Source organism: Shewanella sp. 10N.286.54.B9 (assembly GCF_041468565.1).
Taxonomy (GTDB): Bacteria; Pseudomonadota; Gammaproteobacteria; order Enterobacterales; family Shewanellaceae; genus Shewanella.
The window spans coordinates 67,210-87,862 of record NZ_JBFRIY010000038.1 but is presented as its reverse complement, the minus strand read 5'-3'; the positions used below and the strand labels follow the sequence as shown (position 1 = coordinate 87,862).

Below are 20,653 nucleotides of genomic sequence, written 5' to 3'. Positions count from 1 at the left end.
TACCAAAACGTATAGAAATTTAAAGCACCCTTTGAAGGTGATAAATAAAACTTTGAAATGAACCGTATAATAATAATGAAAATGGCTAGCAGCACTCCCTCTACAGTTCACATTAAGAGCTAACAACAGTTTTTAACACTGCAACGGATGAAGCCTCGACATTATTACCTACCAAACGTCAGAACACCAAAATAATGACCTTTATTTTACTGCTTATCAACAGCTAACGATAAAGGTATACAATATCCTCGAATTCAAGTATCATCCCTAATTGGTAGAAATAACGAAGATAATATTACTCGAATAGGATTTTCAAATAGTACTATCTAGCTAAAAAAACAACATATAGCTAAATAAAACGACAATACTGAAGCCCTATTTATTATGCACCAATATTAAAGAAACTCTTTTCTAATATAATAATTCGTCTACCTGTAAAACTCTTTATCTTTAATAAGTGGCAACCTTACACGCCTGAATAAGTTAAATTTGGATTACAAGAAGAAAAACCAACAAGTTAACTAAAGATCTTATCTTTAAGGCATATTGGGTCGTTGCCATACATTCTAATATTATGGAATTGATTTGTATGAAAAAGAAAGTTATATACGCATTAACCTCCGCTGTTATTTTGAGCGCTTGTGCACAAAACACTCCACCTCAGCCAGCATCTATCTCAGATAAATCCACATCAAGTTACTCACTAGATATCGTACAAGCGATACCTGCCCCAGCTGCAATGAAAGCTGAGGTGATCCATAATGCGAGAACGTCGACCGTTGTCGATATTGATGTCGCTTTTGTTGGTAAGCAAATCCCCTTTACATTTAGCGAAGGAAAAGTGGCCAATACAGATGGATTTGACTGGTATGTGAGTAAGCACTTTGCATTAAAAACCGACTACCCAGCAGAGCGTGCGAAGTTCTTCTTAGAGTTACTCGAGTTATCCTACCCCTATTATGTTGAGTTTTTTGGCCTAGAACCGGCAAACATTAAAAATCAGCGAATAGCGTCAACCTATGCAACCAGTGTTGGAGAGCTACGTTTAGCCATGTTTGATGATGGTTTTAATCGTGGTGTTCACCACTATGCGGGCGGCGAAGCGATGTTCTATAACCAAGTCGGTTATAGCTTTCCAACCGAGAGACCTCAGCATCGTCGCTATATTGCTATCCATGAAACTATGCATTCTTATCAAATGGCTGTCGGTAACTACCCGTGGACACCGTCATGGCATGGTGAAGGTTTAGGTGATTCATTAGCGAACCATGTTTTCGATAGTGACAAGAAACAACTGTCGGTTTTTGGACATGATGTGCCAATTTTTGATGTTGTAAGTCAAGGCATTGATGTTTATTCAAAAGAAAACCCAACATTAGTCGATATCCATAATCGAGCCAAGTTTGACCGCGGTCTTAACGTACTGTTTGTACAATTCATGTATAACAACCCAGAATACTCGCAGTACATGAAGATCTATCACCAAGAAATTGTTAACCGTCAAACGGCGAGTAGAGCTGAGTCTCTAGCGCTACTGCAAGAAATTGTCCCTGATTGGGATGCGCTTGAGCATAACTTCAAACAGTGGGCTCAAAACATTGTTCAAACTCATGAAGTCGCCACTCGCGGTCAATGGGAAATGGACGGTAATATGTTCTACAAGCGTAAATCGAGCTATGAATATGGCCCGCAGCGACTTGGTTTTAACATGACACCAGCACAAGCGCCTAGTTTCACTCCATTCCAAATTGATTTCCCGCAAGCCGCAGCAAACTCGTTAACCTTACCCGCAAAACGTGGTGTTACTGAGCCAACCCTTGCGTTTGTAATTGACTTCGACAAGACACAGATTGGCCAAGGCACTATTGGAATGGCACTTGGTGCACAATCAACGGCAGAGAACACCAAAGCCAAGTTAGCCAGTTTCTCCGGCTGGAAAGGGGCAAACACTGATACCGATCCGCAGTTAAGAGTTGAAATAAAAACCGGTAACACCTTGGTGATTGATGGCCAATCTATAGGCACTGAGTCAAAAGAGATAGCTTTACCTGCTGATATTATCAAAAGTATAAATAGCCAAGATAAGCCACAGTTAGGTGTTTCAATTCAAATTCAGAAAAACCAAATTGTTTATACCTTGAAAGCTAAAGATGCAAATACCTTTATTGCAGAAATGCCTATATCTGCAAACATTTACAACACATTAGTAAATAACCCATTTGGGTTGATCTCAACAGATAACCAACATGGTATCACCCCGTTCATCGACGATGGTCGCGACTTAAACCCTGATAAAGTTGACTACTCAACATCAGCACCAACAAATGCTTGGGCATTTAACGGAGACTCTCTGTCGCTTAGATTTGCTAGAGCAATATGGAAAGCAGGCGATAACACTCCTAAAGCTTGGAGAGATGGATTTAACGCACTCAATAATGCAGCGATAAATCGTCAATCCGCCGATAAAGAACTTGCGGCAGTGGTAGAGCAATTGCCTGCACTAGCTAAAGCAGGCGCTGGGTTAAATGATGCACTTGCTGAACTTTCTGGCTTAGAGCTTAAAGTTGACTGGATTGGCCATAGTCTAGCGTCACTCGAAGAGGTTGTTATTTTAACCAACCGCAGTACAGACTCGATAACGTTAAGCCTAACTGTCACTGGTGGAGAAAAGTCCTCAGCAGCACAAACTGTCACCATTGAACCAGATCAGCGACTAGAAATTCCTGTCGAGACAAGTTTGCTTAATGAAGCTAGCACTATCACTGCCAATATCAGCTACTTATGGAATGAGCAACAAATCAATCAATCTGTTACTCAAAAATCGAAACAATATCGTGGTTTTGAATTATCACAGATCAGTGCCCAATATGCAGAGGGTGAACTCACCATATCAGGTCAACTCAATGGTCCATTCGCAGGTGCGACATCTGGGCAGGTAATTTTTGACCTGTTTCATGGCAAAGAGAGTGAACGTCATATCGAGGCTTTTACTATGCAGCCATATGAAGAGAAGCCATTGAGCAAGAGTTTCGCTATCGATGCTAAGTTAATAAAGCACGATGCATGGTTTGAAGTCACTGTGATAGCCGATGTTGACGGTGAGCCTATTACGCTAAGAAAGCGTTTACCTTTCGTCGCTAAAAAATAAAGCGGCAACCAAAAGAATCTGCACATCAGATAGTTTTTAAAGCTTAGATCAAAAAGCCTATTACCTCAGGGTAATAGGCTTTTTCTTATACTGGATAGGTATAACGATTAAAAGTCAGCAGCATCAAAATCACAAATGATCTGACTTGCCGAGTCTATTTGCTTGACTAAGCCTCGTGATTGAGGAGTCCAATAAGCGATATAAAAGCCTGCAGTTTTCAACTTATTTTGATAAAAATCGACATCTTCGGCACCTGAATCTATAGCATCTAACGCTTTATTCGCCACTCTTGCCCACATCCAAGTTAAAGCTGTGATCCCCAAAAGCTGCATATAAGCAAATGAAGCAGCACCAATAACATCAGGTTTTTGTGCGGCTTCTGTCGCTATTAAGCCTGTAGCCTTTTCAAGATCATTTGCCGCAGCCATTAAAGCGGAAACAAATGGTTTCATCGCTGCATTAGCATGATTCATTTGGATAAAGATTTTGACTTCCTCAGACCACAGTTTTAACGCCGCGCCTTTATCTGCCATCACTTTTCGGCCAACTAAATCTAATGCCTGCACACCATTAGTGCCTTCATAAATCATCGAAATACGGATGTCTCTAACAAACTGCTCCATGCCCCACTCATGAATATAACCATGGCCACCAAACACTTGTTGTGCATCGACGCATGCCTTAAAGCCTTGGTCAGTCACGAACCCTTTTACAATTGGCGTAAACAATGCAGCAAGTTGAGCCGCTTTCTTTTGTTGCAATGGATCGTTATGTCGCTCCGCTTCATCAAGCCAAAGCGCTTGCTGACCCATTAGTGCCCTAGCGCCTTCATTAAAGGATTTTTGTGATAACAACATACGGCGAACATCGCCATGGACCAAAATAGGATCGGCCGCTAACTCGGCATTTTTAGTACCACTTAACGCTCGACCTTGAATACGGTCCTTAGCGTAAGCCAACGCATTTTGATAAGCGATGTCAGACACACCTAACCCTTGAATTCCCACTCCCAATCTGGCTTGGTTCATCATGGTAAACATTGCCCGAAGGCCTTGATGCGGTGCACCAACAAGCTCACCAATAGCGCCATCGAAATTCATTACACAAGTCGAATTACCGTGGATCCCCATTTTATGCTCTAAACTTGCTGCACAGAGACTATTGCGTTCCCCTAAACTTCCATCTTGATTCACCATCACTTTTGGCACTGCAAACAGAGAGATCCCTTTAACACCTTTTGGAGCATCTGGCAGCTTTGCTAATACTAAATGTATGATGTTGTCGGTTAAATCATGGTCTCCCGAAGAGATAAATATCTTCTCGCCAGTAATAGCAAACGTGTCCTCTCCCACAGGAACGGCCTTAGTCCGTAATAGCGCAAGATCGGTCCCCGCATGAGATTCGGTAAGGTTCATGGTGCCAGTCCACTCTCCACTCACCAATTTCTCTAGGTACTTATGTTTTAAATTATCACTACCATGCACATGAATAGCAGCGTAAGCACCATGAGTCAGACCAGGATACATAGCAAAAGCCATGTTTGTCGCCGTTTTCATCTCGGTGGCAAAGATCCCAACAACTTCTGGCAATCCTTGACCGCCAAATTCAGGATCACAAGTTAATGTCGCCCAACCGTTATCAACATACTGTTGATAGGCATCAATAAATCCTTTAGGTGTAATCACTTTCCCATCAATTAACTTACAGCCTTCGACATCGCCAGAACCATTCAGTGGCAGCATGATATCAGTGGTAAAGTCTGCAACTCCTTGCAATACCGCATCGATAAGTTCAGGGTCGAACTCATCAAATCCTGCTAAATTATCTTGGTTATAAATATCGAGCAGTTCATTGAGTACAAACTGATAATCACGTAACGGAGCTTGATAAATTGGCATGCGTCATCCCTTTCATTGTTTTATTTATGGTCAGTGCTCTGACCACCTTAACCAAATTTGAGCAAAAACTCAGCATTATTTTGGCTTTGTTTATCCATCAGAACAGCGTTACCGTAAAATCATTCTAAATAGCCCTTATCTAACCCTACAAAACGGGGTAAGCTAATTCTAACTATCGCGTTTACATTCAGAGAGGACATCTCCCAATGGGTTCGGTCACTACTAAAAAGCACGCCAATGGTCTTGAATATGTTGAAATAAATACAACTCAATGCAAGGCTAGAATTTTTCTACAGGGTGCGCAAATAGACTACTTTGAACCAGTAGGAAAAGAACCTCTGTTGTGGGTTTCAAGTGCCGATGATTATCAAATTGGAAGCGGTATTCGCGGCGGAGTACCAGTATGTTGGCCTTGGTTTGGTATGAGCCCTAATCCAGGATTTCCTCAGCACGGATTTGCTCGCACCAGTGTATGGACACTCGACTCGGTAAAAATGCTTGATAATGCTGTAGAGGTAAAGTTTACCCTACCGATTTCTGAATCTGATAGGCAATACTGGCCCCACGATACCAGTGTTGAGTTGCTGTTTCGCCTTAGCGAAACCTTGTCAGTGAGCCTAACTAATATTAACCACGGTGATTATAAAGTCAGCTTAACCCAAGCACTGCATAGCTATTTTCCTATTGAAGATATTCACCAATTAACGGCAACTGGATTTGAAGGTTCAAAGTACATCGAATTTGGCAACGGTCCTTTTGAGCAACCTCAGGATGAGGTTGATTTTAACCGTGAAACAGATCGAGTTTATACCAATCTTAGCCCTGTACAACAGCTGCATACCGGTAAAGGGATTATAGAAGTCGGACGCGAGAATAGTCATAGCGCGGTATTGTGGAACCCTTGGATAGATAAGTCACAACGATTATCGCGTTTTAATGATGATGATTACTTGTCTATGGTCTGCCTTGAGGCTGCTAATGTACTTGAAGACCAAGTGACACTTGCGCCAAAAGAAAGTCATACATTAACAACGCACATTCGTTGGAAATAGCAAATATGAGTATCGACATCAAATGCAATGAGACTCATCGATGTCGATAACATTAACCAATTACCACCGAGACCCAACCAGCTTGTCCCCAAAAGATGAGCTGAAACGAGTATTAATACCAATCGCCGAACTCCAAAACCTAAAATCAACAGTACGGCCAAATTCGCTCCCTATAATTGCAAATGCCATCCCCACTATGCCAAGTAATAAATAGCGCTCAGCAATGACAATAAGCACTGAGCGCATGAATGACAGTTTTATACCAATGCCATTAGCGCTCTATTTACTTATCTATCATCCTTAAGTTATTTGTATTCATTAATATCCTGCATAAACCGCAATAACTTGATCGACAGCCTTTACTCGCTCCGGCCTAAGACTCAATGTCACTACTTTTTAAAATGCTACATTGAGGTTATCTATCAAGCCATATCGCCGCCAACAAACTAAAATAGTCCACCAGATAATGGTTGTCATTTCAAAAATTAGCCGCTTAAGTCATTGATAAACTGTTCAGAGCTTTAGATAAGGTGCTAGAATCAGCCCAACAATGCAAAGGAACAAACTGTTTAACAATTCAAATTTAATCAACGTAAGAGAGTGCAATAAGTGCAGCAGGCCGCAACAAAAACATTTAGCTATAAAGCCCGACGCTTGTTACTGATTTTCTTTGGTATGGTATTGTGTGTGCTGATCATCTCAGCCATCTACATTAGCTTCAATTACCAACGGTTAACGCTTTCGTTAGCAAATCACTTTCTGCAACCCTATCAAATAGAACTTAAACAACTAAGCGTTAAACCTCTTTCGTTAACTCATTGGCTGGTGCCACAAGTATCTTTAATTGTTAATGACAGCGACGTTAAGATAACTGAACTAGAGGTAACCCTTGTACCAGAAGCAAAGCTACTGGCTTTGGGGATTGGGGATCTGCAATCCTTGTCGGCCAAAAATGTTGACGTGTTACTAAGCCCTAATATATTGCGCCAATCAACGGACAATAGTAATACCTCAAACCCGACAATAGCACTCGACTTTGCAGCTTTACCTGAAATTGAAATAGATCAAACCCGATTCACACTAAAAGGAATTGCAGCCGAAAAGCTAACCATGTCATTAGCTGAGCTAACACTAGATAAAAGTGGCCGTTTTAACAGCCAAATTGCTCATAACAATGCTTCAGTATTTAGTTTAGATGCGCAACTTTCGCCAAACCTCTGGCAAGCTAAAACCCAAATAGACTTTAACGAATTACAAGCTTTATCAGCGAATATCTACACCGCGGAGTCTCAGCTGTTCCCAGTAAATAGCAATATAGCGACAGAAAGTGACAAACAAACCAGCAGTTTGCTAGCCCCTTTATATCAACTTCAAGAGATGTTGCGTTCACAGCAGATAAACCTAAGTGGACGTTTAGATTCAACCATGAGTCTGGCCTTAAAGTCAGGGCAACTACAATCTACACATCAGTTGAGCCAATTTGATGTTGAGCTAAAAAGCCTTGCAGATCTCACTTTAGCACCTTCTACTTTGCCAATTAGAACATCTCTGGTAAATAACAAAACCAAACCGCTCAACTTACAACCAATAAATAATGATTCAACTCAATCGTTGGCTTTTGCTTTAAACGGACACATTGCGGATCTGCAGCTAACCGTTCAACCTTTTGAGTTAGTTGTCGCACCTTCTAAGCAACAACTAGCAGATATATTGCACCGTCTTAATGATGCGCCTTTCGAAACGGCATTGAGCGATCTTTATAAAGTAATGTCGATTGAAGATAAGCAAGCAAACGTCATCGCGCCACAACTGCGCATCGCAGTTAACACGCCAATAAATTATAAACTGCAAGACCAATCTATATCTACCGAGCACATATCATTTGAATTATTACAGAGTAAATTGGCGGCGCAGCTAAATGTGTCAGATATCAATTACTCTGTTAGCCCTCAGAACACTAGTAGCCAACAGGATGTCGTTCTCCCACAAAAAACTGACTTTCAAACAGCGTTTAGATGGCATATGCAGGCTAAACACCAACAGAATATTCAGCTTAATTCCCTATGGCCAACATTAACGACACTGCCTTATGACATCGCTATAGATAATGCTGCAATTGAACTTCAGGGGATGTTTACCGCTGCCGTTATCGATGGAAAACCAAGCTACAGCGTCAATATTGATCCTCAGGCATTGCAATTGACTCAAGGAGTCACCCTGTCTAACAATGCCTACAACATAACAGCTGCAGCGCCTCGCGTTAACGCTAGCGTCAACAAAACTGAACTAGAACTAGTGACAGCTGCCCAGTTCCATTTTGAACAGGGAGAAACGACACTCACTATTCCTGAAATTCGCTACAAGCTTGAAGATAGCCTTTTGACACAGCAATATAGTGACTCACAGAAAACTCGTTATCAATTGAATATAGAGTCAGCCCTAGTGGCGCTACAAAACCCCACGACCTTGACAATATCGTCTGCTAAGTCACAAACTTTTGTCACCCAACTATTGCATCAAACACTGTCAAACCAGCTTGATTGGTCACTAAATCAAGTTGAATTCGATAAATCTACGGTAATGCTCTCAGCTAAAAAGAAACGAAAGGTTGACCAAAAGCTGTTGCACTTAGAACAAGTAAACTTGGCGCAATCTATACAGCTTAAATCTGCAGAACTCTACACTCAGGAGGATTGGTGGATTAATGATATAAACTTTTCAAGCCAACATGCTTATTCACCTAAAAATAGTCAGTTTAATCGCTTTAACCTCAAAGGGGACTGGCAATTTAATAGTGAGTTTGAACCTATCATCGCTTTTTTAAGTCAGACAGAGTCACTCCCAGGATCGATTATCCTTAATGGCAATACTGCTCTTAATGTGCATTATCAGCTTGAACAAGATAACGATATCCAATTCTTACTAACATTCGAGCCAAATGTAACCAATATTGAAGGTAGCTTTGCCAACTTACCCTTTGAAGGCGGCTCTTTAAATACTCAGTGTCACTACCAATGGCAACAGAAGCAGGATAAAAATAGCAGCAGTAGCTTTAAGTGTGACAATATAGAGCTGATTCTACAGGCATTTAATCCAGGTGTGCTAATCACTGACATTGCAGCTGAAGCCACATTATCATTTAGTACTGACTCAAGTTTATCAGCGACTTCTATCAGCACTGATAAAGCCAATAATTTGGCCTTACCAGCTGAAATTTTCGGAGTTAAACAAGCCTCAGTGAGACTGACAGCTAAAGGAGACTTACTCGATGGACAATTGCTTATTCCACAGTTTCAATTAAATTTGAAAAAGCCCTCTTCAGCGTACTTTGTTCTGCAACACATCAATTTGCAAAAGCTACTCGAAATCCAACCACAAGTAGGCATATACGCGGATGGGATCTTTGATGGCGTTTTACCCATTACCATTAAAAATGGCAAGGCAGAGGTTAAAGGCGGACAATTAGCAGCGAGATCGCCTGGAGGATTGATTGCCGTCTCAGGTAACCCTGCAGTAGATCAAATGCGCTTAAGCCAACCTTACTTGGAATTCGCCTTTTCGGCGTTGGAGCATTTAGAATATTCACAACTTTCAAGTAGTTTTGATATGGACACTCTCGGTAATGCCATACTTAAGGTCAATGTAAAAGGTCGTAGCCGAGGCATCGAACGTCCAATTCATCTAAACTATTCTCAAGAGGAGAACATGCTGCAACTTCTAAGAAGCCTACAAATTGGTGACAACTTACAAAACCAAATTGAAAACTCGATACAACAGTAATAAATTGATTGGCGAAATAGCTAAACCTGTTTACTCTAGGCTTCTATATACGCTGCCATTACCACAAAGTAAGGATAAGTCATTGAAGATATTTAATATCCCGAAAAAGACTCTGAGCATGCTCATTGCAATATATGCCCTAATTGGCTGTAGCCCTACCGTTAAAATAGAGCCACCAGATAAGCCTATCGTGATAAACCTCAATGTAAAAATTGAGCATGAAATTAAGATTAAAGTAGACAAAGAGCTCGACGAACTTCTCGCCGATGACGAGTTGTTTTAATCCAAGCATAAGAGGGAGTGATTAATGAAATCAAAAATACTAGTTTTGTTTGCTGGGCTGCTACTTAGCTTCAATGCCTTGGCTATTTCTCTACAAGATGCTAAAGCACAGGGGTTAGTCGGAGAGCAAACTAATGGATATCTTGGCCTGGTTAAATCCTCAGCAGAGGCAAAATCCTTGGTCAGTTCGGTTAACGCTAAGCGTAAATCTCACTATCAGAAAATAGCCAAGAAAAACAATATTTCACTGAATGATGTCGCCAAGCTTGCTGCTGAAAAAGCGATTAAGGGCACCAAAAAAGGACAATACATTCAAACGCCCAGTGGTAAGTGGGTCAAGAAGTAACGTTATCACTACGGTTATCATATAACAGTCATTAAAAAGCCCGTTAAATACGGGCTTTTTAATGCATTATGTTGGTAACTACTCGTCAGCGCCGCTATGAGCTGGTGCACTCACCAGGGGTTTAGTTTCCTGCTTAGCTTCGTCACCACCACTTATAGCTTGCTTATCTCGACCGTCTTCGCTTTTAAGCCAAGTAATAAACAGCTCATACCAAATAGCAAGAACCACGGCTCCTAGAAATAAGCCGATGATCCCCGCAGTTATCATACCGCCGATAGCACCGATCAAAATAACAGGCATAGGTACATCGACACCGCGCCCCATTAACATCGGTTTTAAGAAACTGTCAGAGACCCCAGCAATAATGACCCAAACGGTAAATATTGTCGCTGGTGTAGAGTCATGGGTTGAGAAAACATAAAATATCAGTGGTAACACCACCAGTAATGGTGGCAACTGCGCAATACCCAAGATAAACACAATGAAGGTAAACAAACCCGCTGCTGGAATACTAAAGGTAAATAGTGCCGAGCCGATTAATATCGCTTGGATAAACGCCACCCCAACAACACCTAGTAACACACTTCGAATTGTCGCTGCGGTTAATGTTGTCCACTCTTCACCATGCTTGCCAACAACTTTAACAGCCACAGTGCTCACTGCAGCGGCAGACTTCTCTGCATGTGCCATAAAGCCACCAGCAATCGCTAACGACACGATAAACATCACTAATGTGCCTACGCCGCTGCCTAACACCCCAGCCATAGTGCCAACGGCTGATTTAATTTGTGGTAAGAAGTGGATTACCGCTTTTTCAAGATTGGTTGAAAAAAGCGCCCAGGCATCAAACAGCTTGTCGCCTATCAAGGGGATATCAGCAATTTTTTGAGTAGGGCCAGGTATTTTAATCTCACCTGATTGCAAAACGGCAATAGTATGACTGACGCCATCAAATATTGAACTGGAAACTAATATAAACGGCGTAATAAGCAATATAATACTGCCCAACGCCAAAATAGTCGCCGCGAGTCCTCGCCGTCCTTTCAGCGCCCGCTCGAGCTTTTGAGTCAATGGCATTAATGCCACCGCAATAATTGCTCCCCATAAAACAGGAATAACAAATGGTTTAATAATGTCATAAGTCCAAACGATTAAAATAAACAACAAACCGATACGAATGGCTGACTCCATCATATTGGTTATAAAAAGTTTGCTTTGACTGTGCTGCATTGGATTTTCCATATTAACGTTCCTGTTCTGAGACTTTTTGAGCCAATCCAGCGCTCACCAAACTTGCAACCACAATAGCCATATAAAACACACCAGCAATTGCCTCCATATAAACAACCACCTGAGCAAAAGCAGAGTTTGGACTAATATCGCCAAAACCTAGAGTGGTCAATGTAACGAAACTAAAATAAGCCATTTGGGAAAAATTTTGCCCCCAAACACCCTGCTCTACACCAGTAAAAGCATTGGGCGATAGTGCTAAAATGAGCAAATAGATAAGTGCCCACTGCAAGCCAAGAAGTAAAAACAGTGCAATCGAGCCTACTACCTTATTGCTGTTGACTGAGCCTGAAAATAAAATCTGCCTCGCAATTGAGCTAAAGGTGCCCCAGAAAAAAGCAAACATGAGTACTAGCATCAGTACATTTAAGTATGGGATAGCCAAAAACTTTTTGAGTAGAACCAACATCACCCAAACGATGATTAGCGCTTGCATGAAACGTTTCCAGCTTTTATCAATCCCTAAACTCACCACGCACACCAAGAAAGTGACCGCTATAATCCCCTCTAACACAGCTTCGAGCATACCTTGGGCTACACTTTTAACCAGTGCAGCACTGAGCAACAGCACGACTAACGCAGCTGTCATATAGTAAAAGTTGTTATCGCTATTTATTTTTCGCTCAATCAATTGGCATTACCTTCTACAGTTTAATGACTCAGCCCCAAAACAAGCTCACCATTAAACATTACACAAATATCTTGTGGGTCAATGTTTAATCGCACTTTAACACCAATGTATTTGCAATAATGCCAGCAACCACGCCGTGCAGCACGCCGCCGACGAGACTATTAGAACCATTGGGAGCTTTATGAGAACAGACAGAAGGCTAAAAGGAGTAGCAATAATCAATAACAATTTGAGATCCAAGCTGCAACGACTAGCCCTTATTAAATAATAAAGTTGCGGCCCGCTAACTTGGCGAGCCGCAAATCCATTTAACGATTAATCAACAGTACAACCTTGAGCGAGCTGGTCAGAAACACGGCGCCAGACGCCCCAAGGTTCAGCAGCAAAAACAATGCTCGGTGCATTGCCGCCCGCAATATACCACTCGTTGCGATACTGCTTACAATCTAAAGCATCAATAACCACTTCTCCAGGGCTGCTATACAGCTGCGCTTGATCCCAATAACCTTCTTTAGGTGGCACGGGAGGAGTATGCTCACCGGTACTGAAACTGCATTGTCCATTTGAATCCAGGGTAAATGTCATTTGAGCGCTCAGAGAGACATAAGTATTGTCTTTCTCTGCAGCGAGTGCTTGTAGCACTGTGGTCGCTTCGTTAGCACAAGACGCTTTGCCATCGCTAGTATTTAACGATACAAAACTGCCATGAAGATCGATCTTCAAACTATTTTGCGGCAATAAGTACTCGTTTACATCTGCTTGAGCGGCGGCATTTTGGGTCACGACTAGGCTGGTTTGACTGTACAAATTGTAGAAGTAGATCTCTTTTTTGCTGCTACTATCGTAAGGACCGCCTTCGCCAAGCTCATAGATAGGTAACTGCACAATAATTTTTTCTAGCACCCGACCAAATTGCTCGCGATAAGAAATAGTGCCATTGGTTGCAAGCAGCGCAAACTCCTTCGCCGCAGCTTGTTTCGCTAACTCAATCACCCCAGCTGGGTAAAAACCATAGGTTTGTAATAACGACAAATAGTTGCTGATATCCGCTTCAGTTAGCTGCACATCATAACTGGTTGCGCTGTGGTATGCCTTTTCGGTCAAGTTATTGGTTACATCTGGGATTTGCCGAATATAACGTGCGCCAAAATCATTCTGCTTTTGAAAGCAGGTCCAATCATCTTCAAGATCTTCGGCAATATTAACGCAGTGGTCAAAAATCTCTTGGGTTCTAAGCACTTGATCTTTAGCGGCATAAGGACCGCGGTTATACATAAAAGACATCAACATAGATAACGCATCAGGATCCTTTGATGCTTGTAAAAATAGATGCATAGAATCCTGAGACGCGTCAGAACCTTGATTCCAAGGCAAAGAGCCACTGACGATTGCCAAGGCTGAACCGTTATAAAAACCGCTGCTAATGGCTGAACCTAAAATATTACTGGCAGGTCCATTATTAGAACTCAGTACTTCTTTAGGGTCCATATTGGCATAGGGGGTTGGGAATCCACCGCCGACAACACCTTGGAGCTCAGCCCATGCTGAGCCTGGATACTCTATTTGCAATACGCCGTCATCTTCTTCAGTACTGCTCATTGGGACGTCGGGCAAATCGTTACCGAGCGAGCTTTCTTGTAGCCCTTTAGAGACAAAGTAATTAGGGTTCATCTGTCTTTCAAAGTAATTACCAAAGGATTCACCACTGGCAAAATTACGCGTTAGCTCAAAAGTGCCATTGACGCCCTTCTTTAAACCATATTGCATCTGCACTCGGCTAGACGCACTGGCATGGGCAAAAGCCAGCGCCCATAATTTGTGCTCGACGATTGTGGCGCTGCTTGGATGGTTAAGCACACTGAGATCGACAATGCCAGCGTGCTCTGATTTCCAATTGATATGATAAAATTGGCCAGGATTGTTACAACCCGCACGATCGATATCAAAGCCGCCATCAGCGGTCTCAATGATCTCACAGTGATAATTAACCGTAATGTTATCCGCCAAGCGAATTTGATAGTCGGGTGCAGCGTTATTGACTGCATTTATGGTGGGCATTAAGGCTTGATATTCAGCTTCACTGATAAACTGAACCGCCATAGCCGATTGGCAAACAAGTGATAGCACAACTGCTTGGGCAACCTTTGATTTAACTAAGCTCATTTTGTTAGATCTCTTCATTGTGGGTGAACGTCGCAAACATTGAAATGTACAATAAACAACCAAGCCTGCGGTATAGAGTGTCACTTTAAATAACCACAAAACAAAACCAACAAAATCACCACTTTAGCTACAGCTAAACTTAGACCCTGAACACAACCTATTAATATTTAAAGATTAATAAGGATATAATAACAATCCCTTGTACTCCGCCTTAAACTGTTGCACACTTGTGACAGCGCTGTCAATTTTAATTGTATACGAAAATGCGCTTGATTTATGACGTAGTCTAAATTGGTTTTTATCGCAGTATTATTTTCTTTTAGGGACAAATAAGGTTTTAGAAAAACTAATAACGAGGTAGTTACGTTCTCTTTTTAATCGAATAATCAAATGGAAACTGGTGATTCAAAATGAGATCTAAAACATTAATCCGTTACCCCCTATTAGCATCCAGCATAGTGCTGAGTGGCAGTCTATTGAGTAACATCACTGCAGCAGCACCTGGCACACCGACTATCGCTTGGATGGAAACCAATTATGCCGCTCCTGCCAACTACACCGTAAAGTGGGATATGTGGTGGGGCGATAACGGCAATACCTGGTACTTACTCGAAAACAACAATATCATTCATACCGGTGCCATAATCGCTAACGGTCAAAATGCCCAGCAAAGTCAATTCACGGTTGCTCAATCTGCTGCGGGACAGTTTACTTACCAAGTCAAGCTGTGTGATAACAGCGTCACCCCAGAGTCTTGTAGCCTAAGTGCCAGCAAAACTATCGTTGTCAGCGGCGATGCCGTTAACCAAGCGCCCGTTGTGAATGCCGGTAGCGATCAGCAAGTGGCCATTTCCAACAGTGTCACACTCAATGCCAGCTATACTGATGACGGGCTTTCAACGCCGGTAAGTAACAGTTGGTCAACCGTTTCAGGCCCAGGTACAGCAACATTTACCGATGCAACCCTTGCTACAACCGGTGTTAGCTTTGATGCGATAGGCGAATACATCTTGCGTTTTAGCGTCAACGATAATGAATTTACCAGCAGCGACGATATCACTATTTCGGTCAGTGCAGAACAAGCCAACCAACCACCGGTTGCCAATGCTGGCGTTGATAAGTCAGTCTCTGTGGGCACGACACTGACACTGCAAGGCAGCTTTACTGATGATGGCAACTCGACAGCTGTGAGCCAAAGTTGGTCGCAGCTTTCAGGCCCTGAAAACATCAGTTTTAGTGATCCCACGCTAGCTTCCCCTTCAGTTACATTTAATAGCGTCGGTAGCTATGTGCTTGACTATACAGTTAATGACGGTGAGTACTCTGCGTCTGATCAGCTCAATATAGAAGTCACAGCAGCCAGCTCATTGGAAAAACCTAATCGCGTCGAAATTGCTTGGCGCTCACCAAGCGCAGCACTGAGTAATGGCAAAGCCGATATTGCGTTAACCTGGAATAAATACTCAGGCATAAGCGGCACCTCATGGGAGCTGTTACAAAATGATCAGTTGATCCACAGTGCAACCATTGCTGAAAATGGTAATAACCTACAAACCGCCAGCACTGTTGCCACCGTCAACAGTGCCGGGAGTTACAGCTATGTGGTTGCACTGTGCCAAGGTAGTGGCAGTCAAAAAATATGCAGCCATAGTAACCCGTTAGTCGTCACAGTTACCGGAACCGGAGGAGGCCTCCCCGCCACCGCTTGTGACACCAACGCTGAACCATGTTTGCCCAATAGAGCCGATCCAGTGGCATTAGCGGTCAAAGGCTGGCCCAGCACCTTAGCAATGGGCTCCATTACCGACAACAGCGCATCGATTAATGATGCTCTGGCTAGCGCCAACTTAGACGCCATATTTAAATACAGCGGCGATGGCATGGGCGATAGAGGCCGAGTCATTGAGCCGATTGTCACCCTGCAAACGATTAATCAAGCAAGACAGGTTGAAGCGATTAACGCGCACAGCGTGGTACCAACAATGGTCGTTTACACCGCGAATGCCAGTGGCGGTGGCGTGGCTGCTGAAGATATCACCGATTATAATAATTTGGTGATGCATTACCAAAACCTCATTCGACTGACTGCGGTGATGCAAGCGCAAAAGGATGCTCAACACCCTAACCCAGGCTCAATCATCCTCAACGCTGATCTACTCGGTGAATGGCAAAAAGGCCAACTGTCGCATTTCAAAGACGCCTTCGGTGACAGCAGAAACTGGACAAACATCGCTATTAAACAAGCAGTTAAAGAAGCGATTGTTCTAGAAGCCAATTATCAGTTTACTAACAGTAGTGGTAACACAGTGACATTGAACTCATTGTACAATCTACAACAATTACAAACTGAAGTTGATAGCGCGCTTGCTGACAACATCAAGGGCTGGGTGCAATCGCAAAACTTCATTGTTAAACGTTTTAGCCCCGATGTGTCATTCAGCTGGTTAGTCAATTTGTGGAGTCCTGGTAGTGCCAATTGGGTGCATGACAATTATTCAGGCCAGCAAGCAGTTTGGAATGCAGCTTCACTGAACGTGGCCAAGTTCATCGATTGGATTGGTGCCTATGACGATAATGCCTATCAACCGGATTACCTCACTTTCGATAAATATGAACGAGATGGTTTCTCACCGATTGGCCGGGCCAATTATGCGTTTGGCGCCAAAGAGTGGCAAAACTACCTCAACTATGTAAAACAAGTGACCGACCATCTCGATACACCGGCGATGCTATGGCAGATCCCCGGCGGCCATATGCCAACCAATGGCGAGTCTAGCGGCAGTTACGATCTGCAAAATAGTGCCTCAAGTGCAGCCAGTTTCTTTATGGGTGATGAAAATATTGGCAGCCAGATCAGTAATATTCGCTCAGAAGTCCTGACCATACCACTGAATGCCAGTGTTTATGACGGCGCCACCTCAGTACAGGCATTATTAAGCCAAACCCCTAATTACGACTGGGGCGTGAGCCAATTACGCCAAAGCGCCTATAGCAACGTGTTTGCCATTTTGTGGGGCGGCGGCTCAACAACGGCTGTAGTGCCTATTAATACCAATGGTAGTGGTGACAATAATTGGTTACGCGATAAAATAGTGAGCTATCAAGCCAATGGTAAGATCCCGTTATATCACACTGCATCAGCGACGACCTCTCAGCCGTTAACCAGCATTAGCCAGCTCAATATCGAGCTTGAGTCGATTGATAGCAAGATGAATAACCAAGTCTTTCTTTATGAAACACCAGACAGTCAATGGATCCCATCGACAGTGTATAAGTGGAATGACTTTCTTGCAGCGCTGAACCCGATGCACAATGTGGGCATTGGTGATGTGAAATTCTGGCTGACCGATCCTAGCGTTGATGATGCCACCAACATTAAATATGCCAAAGTCGCCATAGCAGCCTTTCTCGCCCAGAGCATGAAGGAAACGATTCAATACAATGCCTGTGATGAAAATAATTGGTCTATCAATACTGGCGATCCGGTTAACTACCCCTTGTCTTCATCTTGTGGCCAACTCGGGCAAGTGTACGCAGATTATGGTACCAATGCCCAAGGTATCGACAACCCTTATTCTTGCCCTCGCAACGACAAAATGGAGATCTCCGCCCTCACCCATGCTAAATGGTACGGTGCGCCAGCGCCTTTGTTTACCGCACCCGATGCGGTTCTCGAGGAGAAGGGCTTGTTAGTCAACGGTCATGTCGGCCGCTGGGACTACCAAGAGCATTGTAATGTTTCCCCAACCAGCATCGACACCAATGCCCAAGTGTATGATCGCGAAGATTGCAAGGCGTATGTCGGTCAAAAAGCGGGGAAATTTGTTTGGGATGGTAGCGCGCAAAAGTCAGTGCAAGGTTGCGGTTGGTGGGGTCGTGGCGTGATTCAAACCACAGGCAGACTTAACTTTGGCAAATTAAATCACTTTATCGGCCGTAGTCATGTTGCAGCAGATAAAGTCGGTAATGTGGTTGATGGCACTTTAGTTAAAGCTGCGCCAAGCAACCCACTGTATGCCGATTTGGATCTTTGTGCTAACCCACAGTTAGTCTGTAGTACACAAGAGCACAAAGAGATTAAATGGATAGCCGGGCTATTTTTCTGGATGAATGAGGTTCAAGGCTACAACAATGTTGGCGGCCCTTATGCTTCATGGAACTACCATGAACAGCTAAAAGCCTATGTTGATGGTGGATTACAAGGAAGCAAGTTCATTGACGATGTATCAGGTATCGTCAATCGTGGCTGCCCTGATACAAGCTGTCCTGTCAGTGGTGCTGTTGATGGCTTAGCTAAACGCAAAGACAACTTTGTCAAAGCTCTCGAGGCAATGGGGCTTAATCCTAAGTCATTGTGATCCATAATGAATAAAGGCCTAAGGTGAAAACCTTAGGCCTTTATTTTTGCTCACTTTAAACAAATGGTTCATCAACTTTTATCTTCTACAACAGACTCCAGCTGGCTTTGCAGCTTGAGTCTCATTTTGCTCAAATCACTATAAAACAACAGACTTTCAGCAATATCCAACACTCTAGGTGTACCAGATTCATGCAAGGCTTGATAGTAAAACTCCTCTGCCGATGCAGGATTACCAAACGACTCCGCCAATTTGGCTCTCAAAACAAACGTCATAATTGTATTGTGTGTATGAGGGATTTTATTCAGATATTGCACCGCTTCGATGGGCAGATCTTTAGATAATGCATGTAAAGCCATCGCTTCGTACACTTTGAAAGATTTAGGTGATTCCGTTAGCAAGGGTAAAATCTTCTCAAAGTCACTGTTAAGCGCATTAATACTATCAATTGATAAATTTGACTTACCTAAATACGCTATTGCCATGTTGTATGTATAGTTCATCGATAACAGGTAATGGTTTTGAGGATCAGTTTCCAGCGCTTTAGCAAGTAAATCAACGGCATCAAACTGCTTATCATAACTATGTAAAGTACCAATAGCCTCAAGTGACAAGGCTAATGCAATTGGTTCAGATGGCATTTCACGTAAAACCAGATCTATTTCAGACTTGGCGATATCGATATTAAAAGCATCGAGCACATCATCTATCATTAACTTGATGCTGCGTTTCAAATGCGCCTCGCTGATGGGGTACTTTCTATCTAGATGTTGATAATTGGATATTTTGTTAAAGTATTCAATATTTACATAATCGATATCATTCTCGCGAGTGACAATAAAAGACAACTTTTTGGCTGCTATCGAATGATCTTTCGGATTAAAAGAAACTCGATAATTAACATTATATTTAAGATACTCAATAACCTTAAAAATAATTCCATTCTGCAAGGCGGAATTTTCCAGTGAATTATCAATTGATGCCTCAATAGATCTAGGCTCTAAAGCACCATAAACAACCGTTTCTACTGACGGCTGTTTGGCAATATCTGCACGATTGAAAAACACCACCACAACGGCCACAGCAATCAAAGCTCCGACCATCGCCAGTAAGCTAGTAAAGCGTAAACTCTTTGCTGATTTTACTGCATTAGCAGGTTTCTCAACTTCATTAGTTTGTTTAGGCTTTATTGTTTCTTGAGCCGCAACGTTGCTTTTCTGCTCAGGGTTGGCTTCTAATATCTTAGGCGTAGCACTTTGGATTGTTGGTTCATGTTTAATGTCATTGACCACTTCTACTTCAGCATCAAGCTTATAGCCCCGTTTAGGCACAGTGATGATATAACCTTGTAGATGTTGGTTATTTGTCTTGAGTATTTTTCGAAGCTCAAAAATCGCTTGAGTAATGACTTGATCGGTGAGGATGGAGCCTTTCCACACATGGTCGATAATTTCGTCACGGCTCAATGTTGTTCTAGGGTTATCGCACAGAAAAAGTAGTAGATTGGATAAACGATTGTCGATTAGGATCTCTTGCTCATCGAGAACAAGCTTATTTTCATGAGGCACAAAAAACCAATTATCTATCCTATAACTTTGCTTTTGCATCTAGTATCCTAACGTCCTGTTCCTTTAGGGTTATACTAGGCGGTTTTGAGGAAATATCAATAACCTAGCCCCTCGCACTGCTCCATATTCAAACTGAA

The 20,653-nt window shown here is 42.6% G+C and carries 11 protein-coding genes; 6 read left to right on the top strand and 5 right to left on the bottom strand.

All coding sequences use genetic code 11. From position 1 onward, the window contains the following. Positions 1 to 589 precede the first annotated feature (589 nt). Positions 590 to 3,148: a hypothetical protein gene (locus AB4135_RS14085; RefSeq protein WP_371993827.1), complete on the top strand. Its 2,559-nt coding sequence runs from the start codon at positions 590 to 592 to the stop codon at positions 3,146 to 3,148. A 107-nt stretch (positions 3,149 to 3,255) separates the two neighbouring features. On the opposite strand, the gene AB4135_RS14080 is transcribed toward AB4135_RS14085, so the two are convergent. Then, entirely contained in the window at positions 3,256 to 5,046 is a 1,791-nt protein-coding gene (locus tag AB4135_RS14080) for an acyl-CoA dehydrogenase C-terminal domain-containing protein (protein WP_371993825.1), read from the bottom strand. A gap of 206 nt (positions 5,047 to 5,252) precedes the next feature. Between AB4135_RS14080 and AB4135_RS14075 the strand changes: the two genes are divergently transcribed. The 4 genes from AB4135_RS14075 (at position 5,253) to AB4135_RS14060 (ending at position 10,506) form a co-directional block, all read left to right on the top strand. Next, a complete protein-coding gene (locus AB4135_RS14075) occupies positions 5,253 to 6,098 on the top strand; it encodes a D-hexose-6-phosphate mutarotase (RefSeq protein ID WP_371993823.1) in 846 nt (281 codons plus the stop codon). A 609-nt stretch (positions 6,099 to 6,707) separates the two neighbouring features. Continuing rightward, the gene (locus AB4135_RS14070) at positions 6,708 to 9,878 is read left to right on the top strand and encodes a YdbH domain-containing protein (RefSeq protein WP_371993822.1); all 3,171 of its coding nucleotides are present in this window, start codon (positions 6,708 to 6,710) and stop codon (positions 9,876 to 9,878) included. A 118-nt stretch (positions 9,879 to 9,996) separates the two neighbouring features. Continuing rightward, positions 9,997 to 10,161 carry a YnbE family lipoprotein gene (locus AB4135_RS14065; protein WP_143711249.1) on the top strand — a complete coding sequence of 55 codons (165 nt, stop codon included), beginning with the start codon at positions 9,997 to 9,999 and terminating at the stop codon, positions 10,159 to 10,161. Positions 10,162 to 10,185: 24 nt separating this feature from the next. Continuing rightward, positions 10,186 to 10,506 carry a YdbL family protein gene (locus AB4135_RS14060; protein WP_371993820.1) on the top strand — a complete coding sequence of 107 codons (321 nt, stop codon included), beginning with the start codon at positions 10,186 to 10,188 and terminating at the stop codon, positions 10,504 to 10,506. Positions 10,507 to 10,584: 78 nt separating this feature from the next. Here the strand turns inward: AB4135_RS14060 and AB4135_RS14055 are convergent, their stop codons facing one another. From AB4135_RS14055 to AB4135_RS14045, 3 genes are all read right to left on the bottom strand, one after another. After that, entirely contained in the window at positions 10,585 to 11,748 is a 1,164-nt protein-coding gene (locus AB4135_RS14055; RefSeq protein ID WP_371993818.1) for an AI-2E family transporter, read from the bottom strand. Position 11,749: 1 nt separating this feature from the next. After that, complete coding sequence (locus tag AB4135_RS14050; RefSeq protein ID WP_371993816.1) at positions 11,750 to 12,427, bottom strand: potassium channel family protein; 678 nt, start codon at positions 12,425 to 12,427, stop codon at positions 11,750 to 11,752. A gap of 315 nt (positions 12,428 to 12,742) precedes the next feature. Next, complete coding sequence (locus AB4135_RS14045; RefSeq protein WP_371993814.1) at positions 12,743 to 14,590, bottom strand: hypothetical protein; 1,848 nt, start codon at positions 14,588 to 14,590, stop codon at positions 12,743 to 12,745. 410 nt (positions 14,591 to 15,000) lie between these two features. Between AB4135_RS14045 and AB4135_RS14040 the strand changes: the two genes are divergently transcribed. Then, a complete protein-coding gene (locus tag AB4135_RS14040; protein ID WP_371993812.1) occupies positions 15,001 to 18,948 on the top strand; it encodes a PKD domain-containing protein in 3,948 nt (1,315 codons plus the stop codon). A 71-nt stretch (positions 18,949 to 19,019) separates the two neighbouring features. On the opposite strand, the gene AB4135_RS14035 is transcribed toward AB4135_RS14040, so the two are convergent. Then, complete coding sequence (locus AB4135_RS14035; RefSeq protein WP_371993811.1) at positions 19,020 to 20,555, bottom strand: winged helix-turn-helix domain-containing protein; 1,536 nt, start codon at positions 20,553 to 20,555, stop codon at positions 19,020 to 19,022. Between the last annotated feature and the right edge of the window lie 98 nt (positions 20,556 to 20,653).

Coding starts and splice junctions, on each gene's coding strand:
- AB4135_RS14085 (WP_371993827.1), top strand. CDS start 590: ATGAAAAAGAAAGTTATATACGCATTAACCTCCGCTGTTATTTTGAGC.
- AB4135_RS14080 (WP_371993825.1), bottom strand. CDS start 5,046: ATGCCAATTTATCAAGCTCCGTTACGTGATTATCAGTTTGTACTCAAT.
- AB4135_RS14075 (WP_371993823.1), top strand. CDS start 5,253: ATGGGTTCGGTCACTACTAAAAAGCACGCCAATGGTCTTGAATATGTT.
- AB4135_RS14065 (WP_143711249.1), top strand. CDS start 9,997: ATGCTCATTGCAATATATGCCCTAATTGGCTGTAGCCCTACCGTTAAA.
- AB4135_RS14060 (WP_371993820.1), top strand. CDS start 10,186: ATGAAATCAAAAATACTAGTTTTGTTTGCTGGGCTGCTACTTAGCTTC.
- AB4135_RS14055 (WP_371993818.1), bottom strand. CDS start 11,748: ATGGAAAATCCAATGCAGCACAGTCAAAGCAAACTTTTTATAACCAAT.
- AB4135_RS14045 (WP_371993814.1), bottom strand. CDS start 14,590: ATGAGCTTAGTTAAATCAAAGGTTGCCCAAGCAGTTGTGCTATCACTT.
- AB4135_RS14040 (WP_371993812.1), top strand. CDS start 15,001: ATGAGATCTAAAACATTAATCCGTTACCCCCTATTAGCATCCAGCATA.
- AB4135_RS14035 (WP_371993811.1), bottom strand. CDS start 20,555: ATGCAAAAGCAAAGTTATAGGATAGATAATTGGTTTTTTGTGCCTCAT.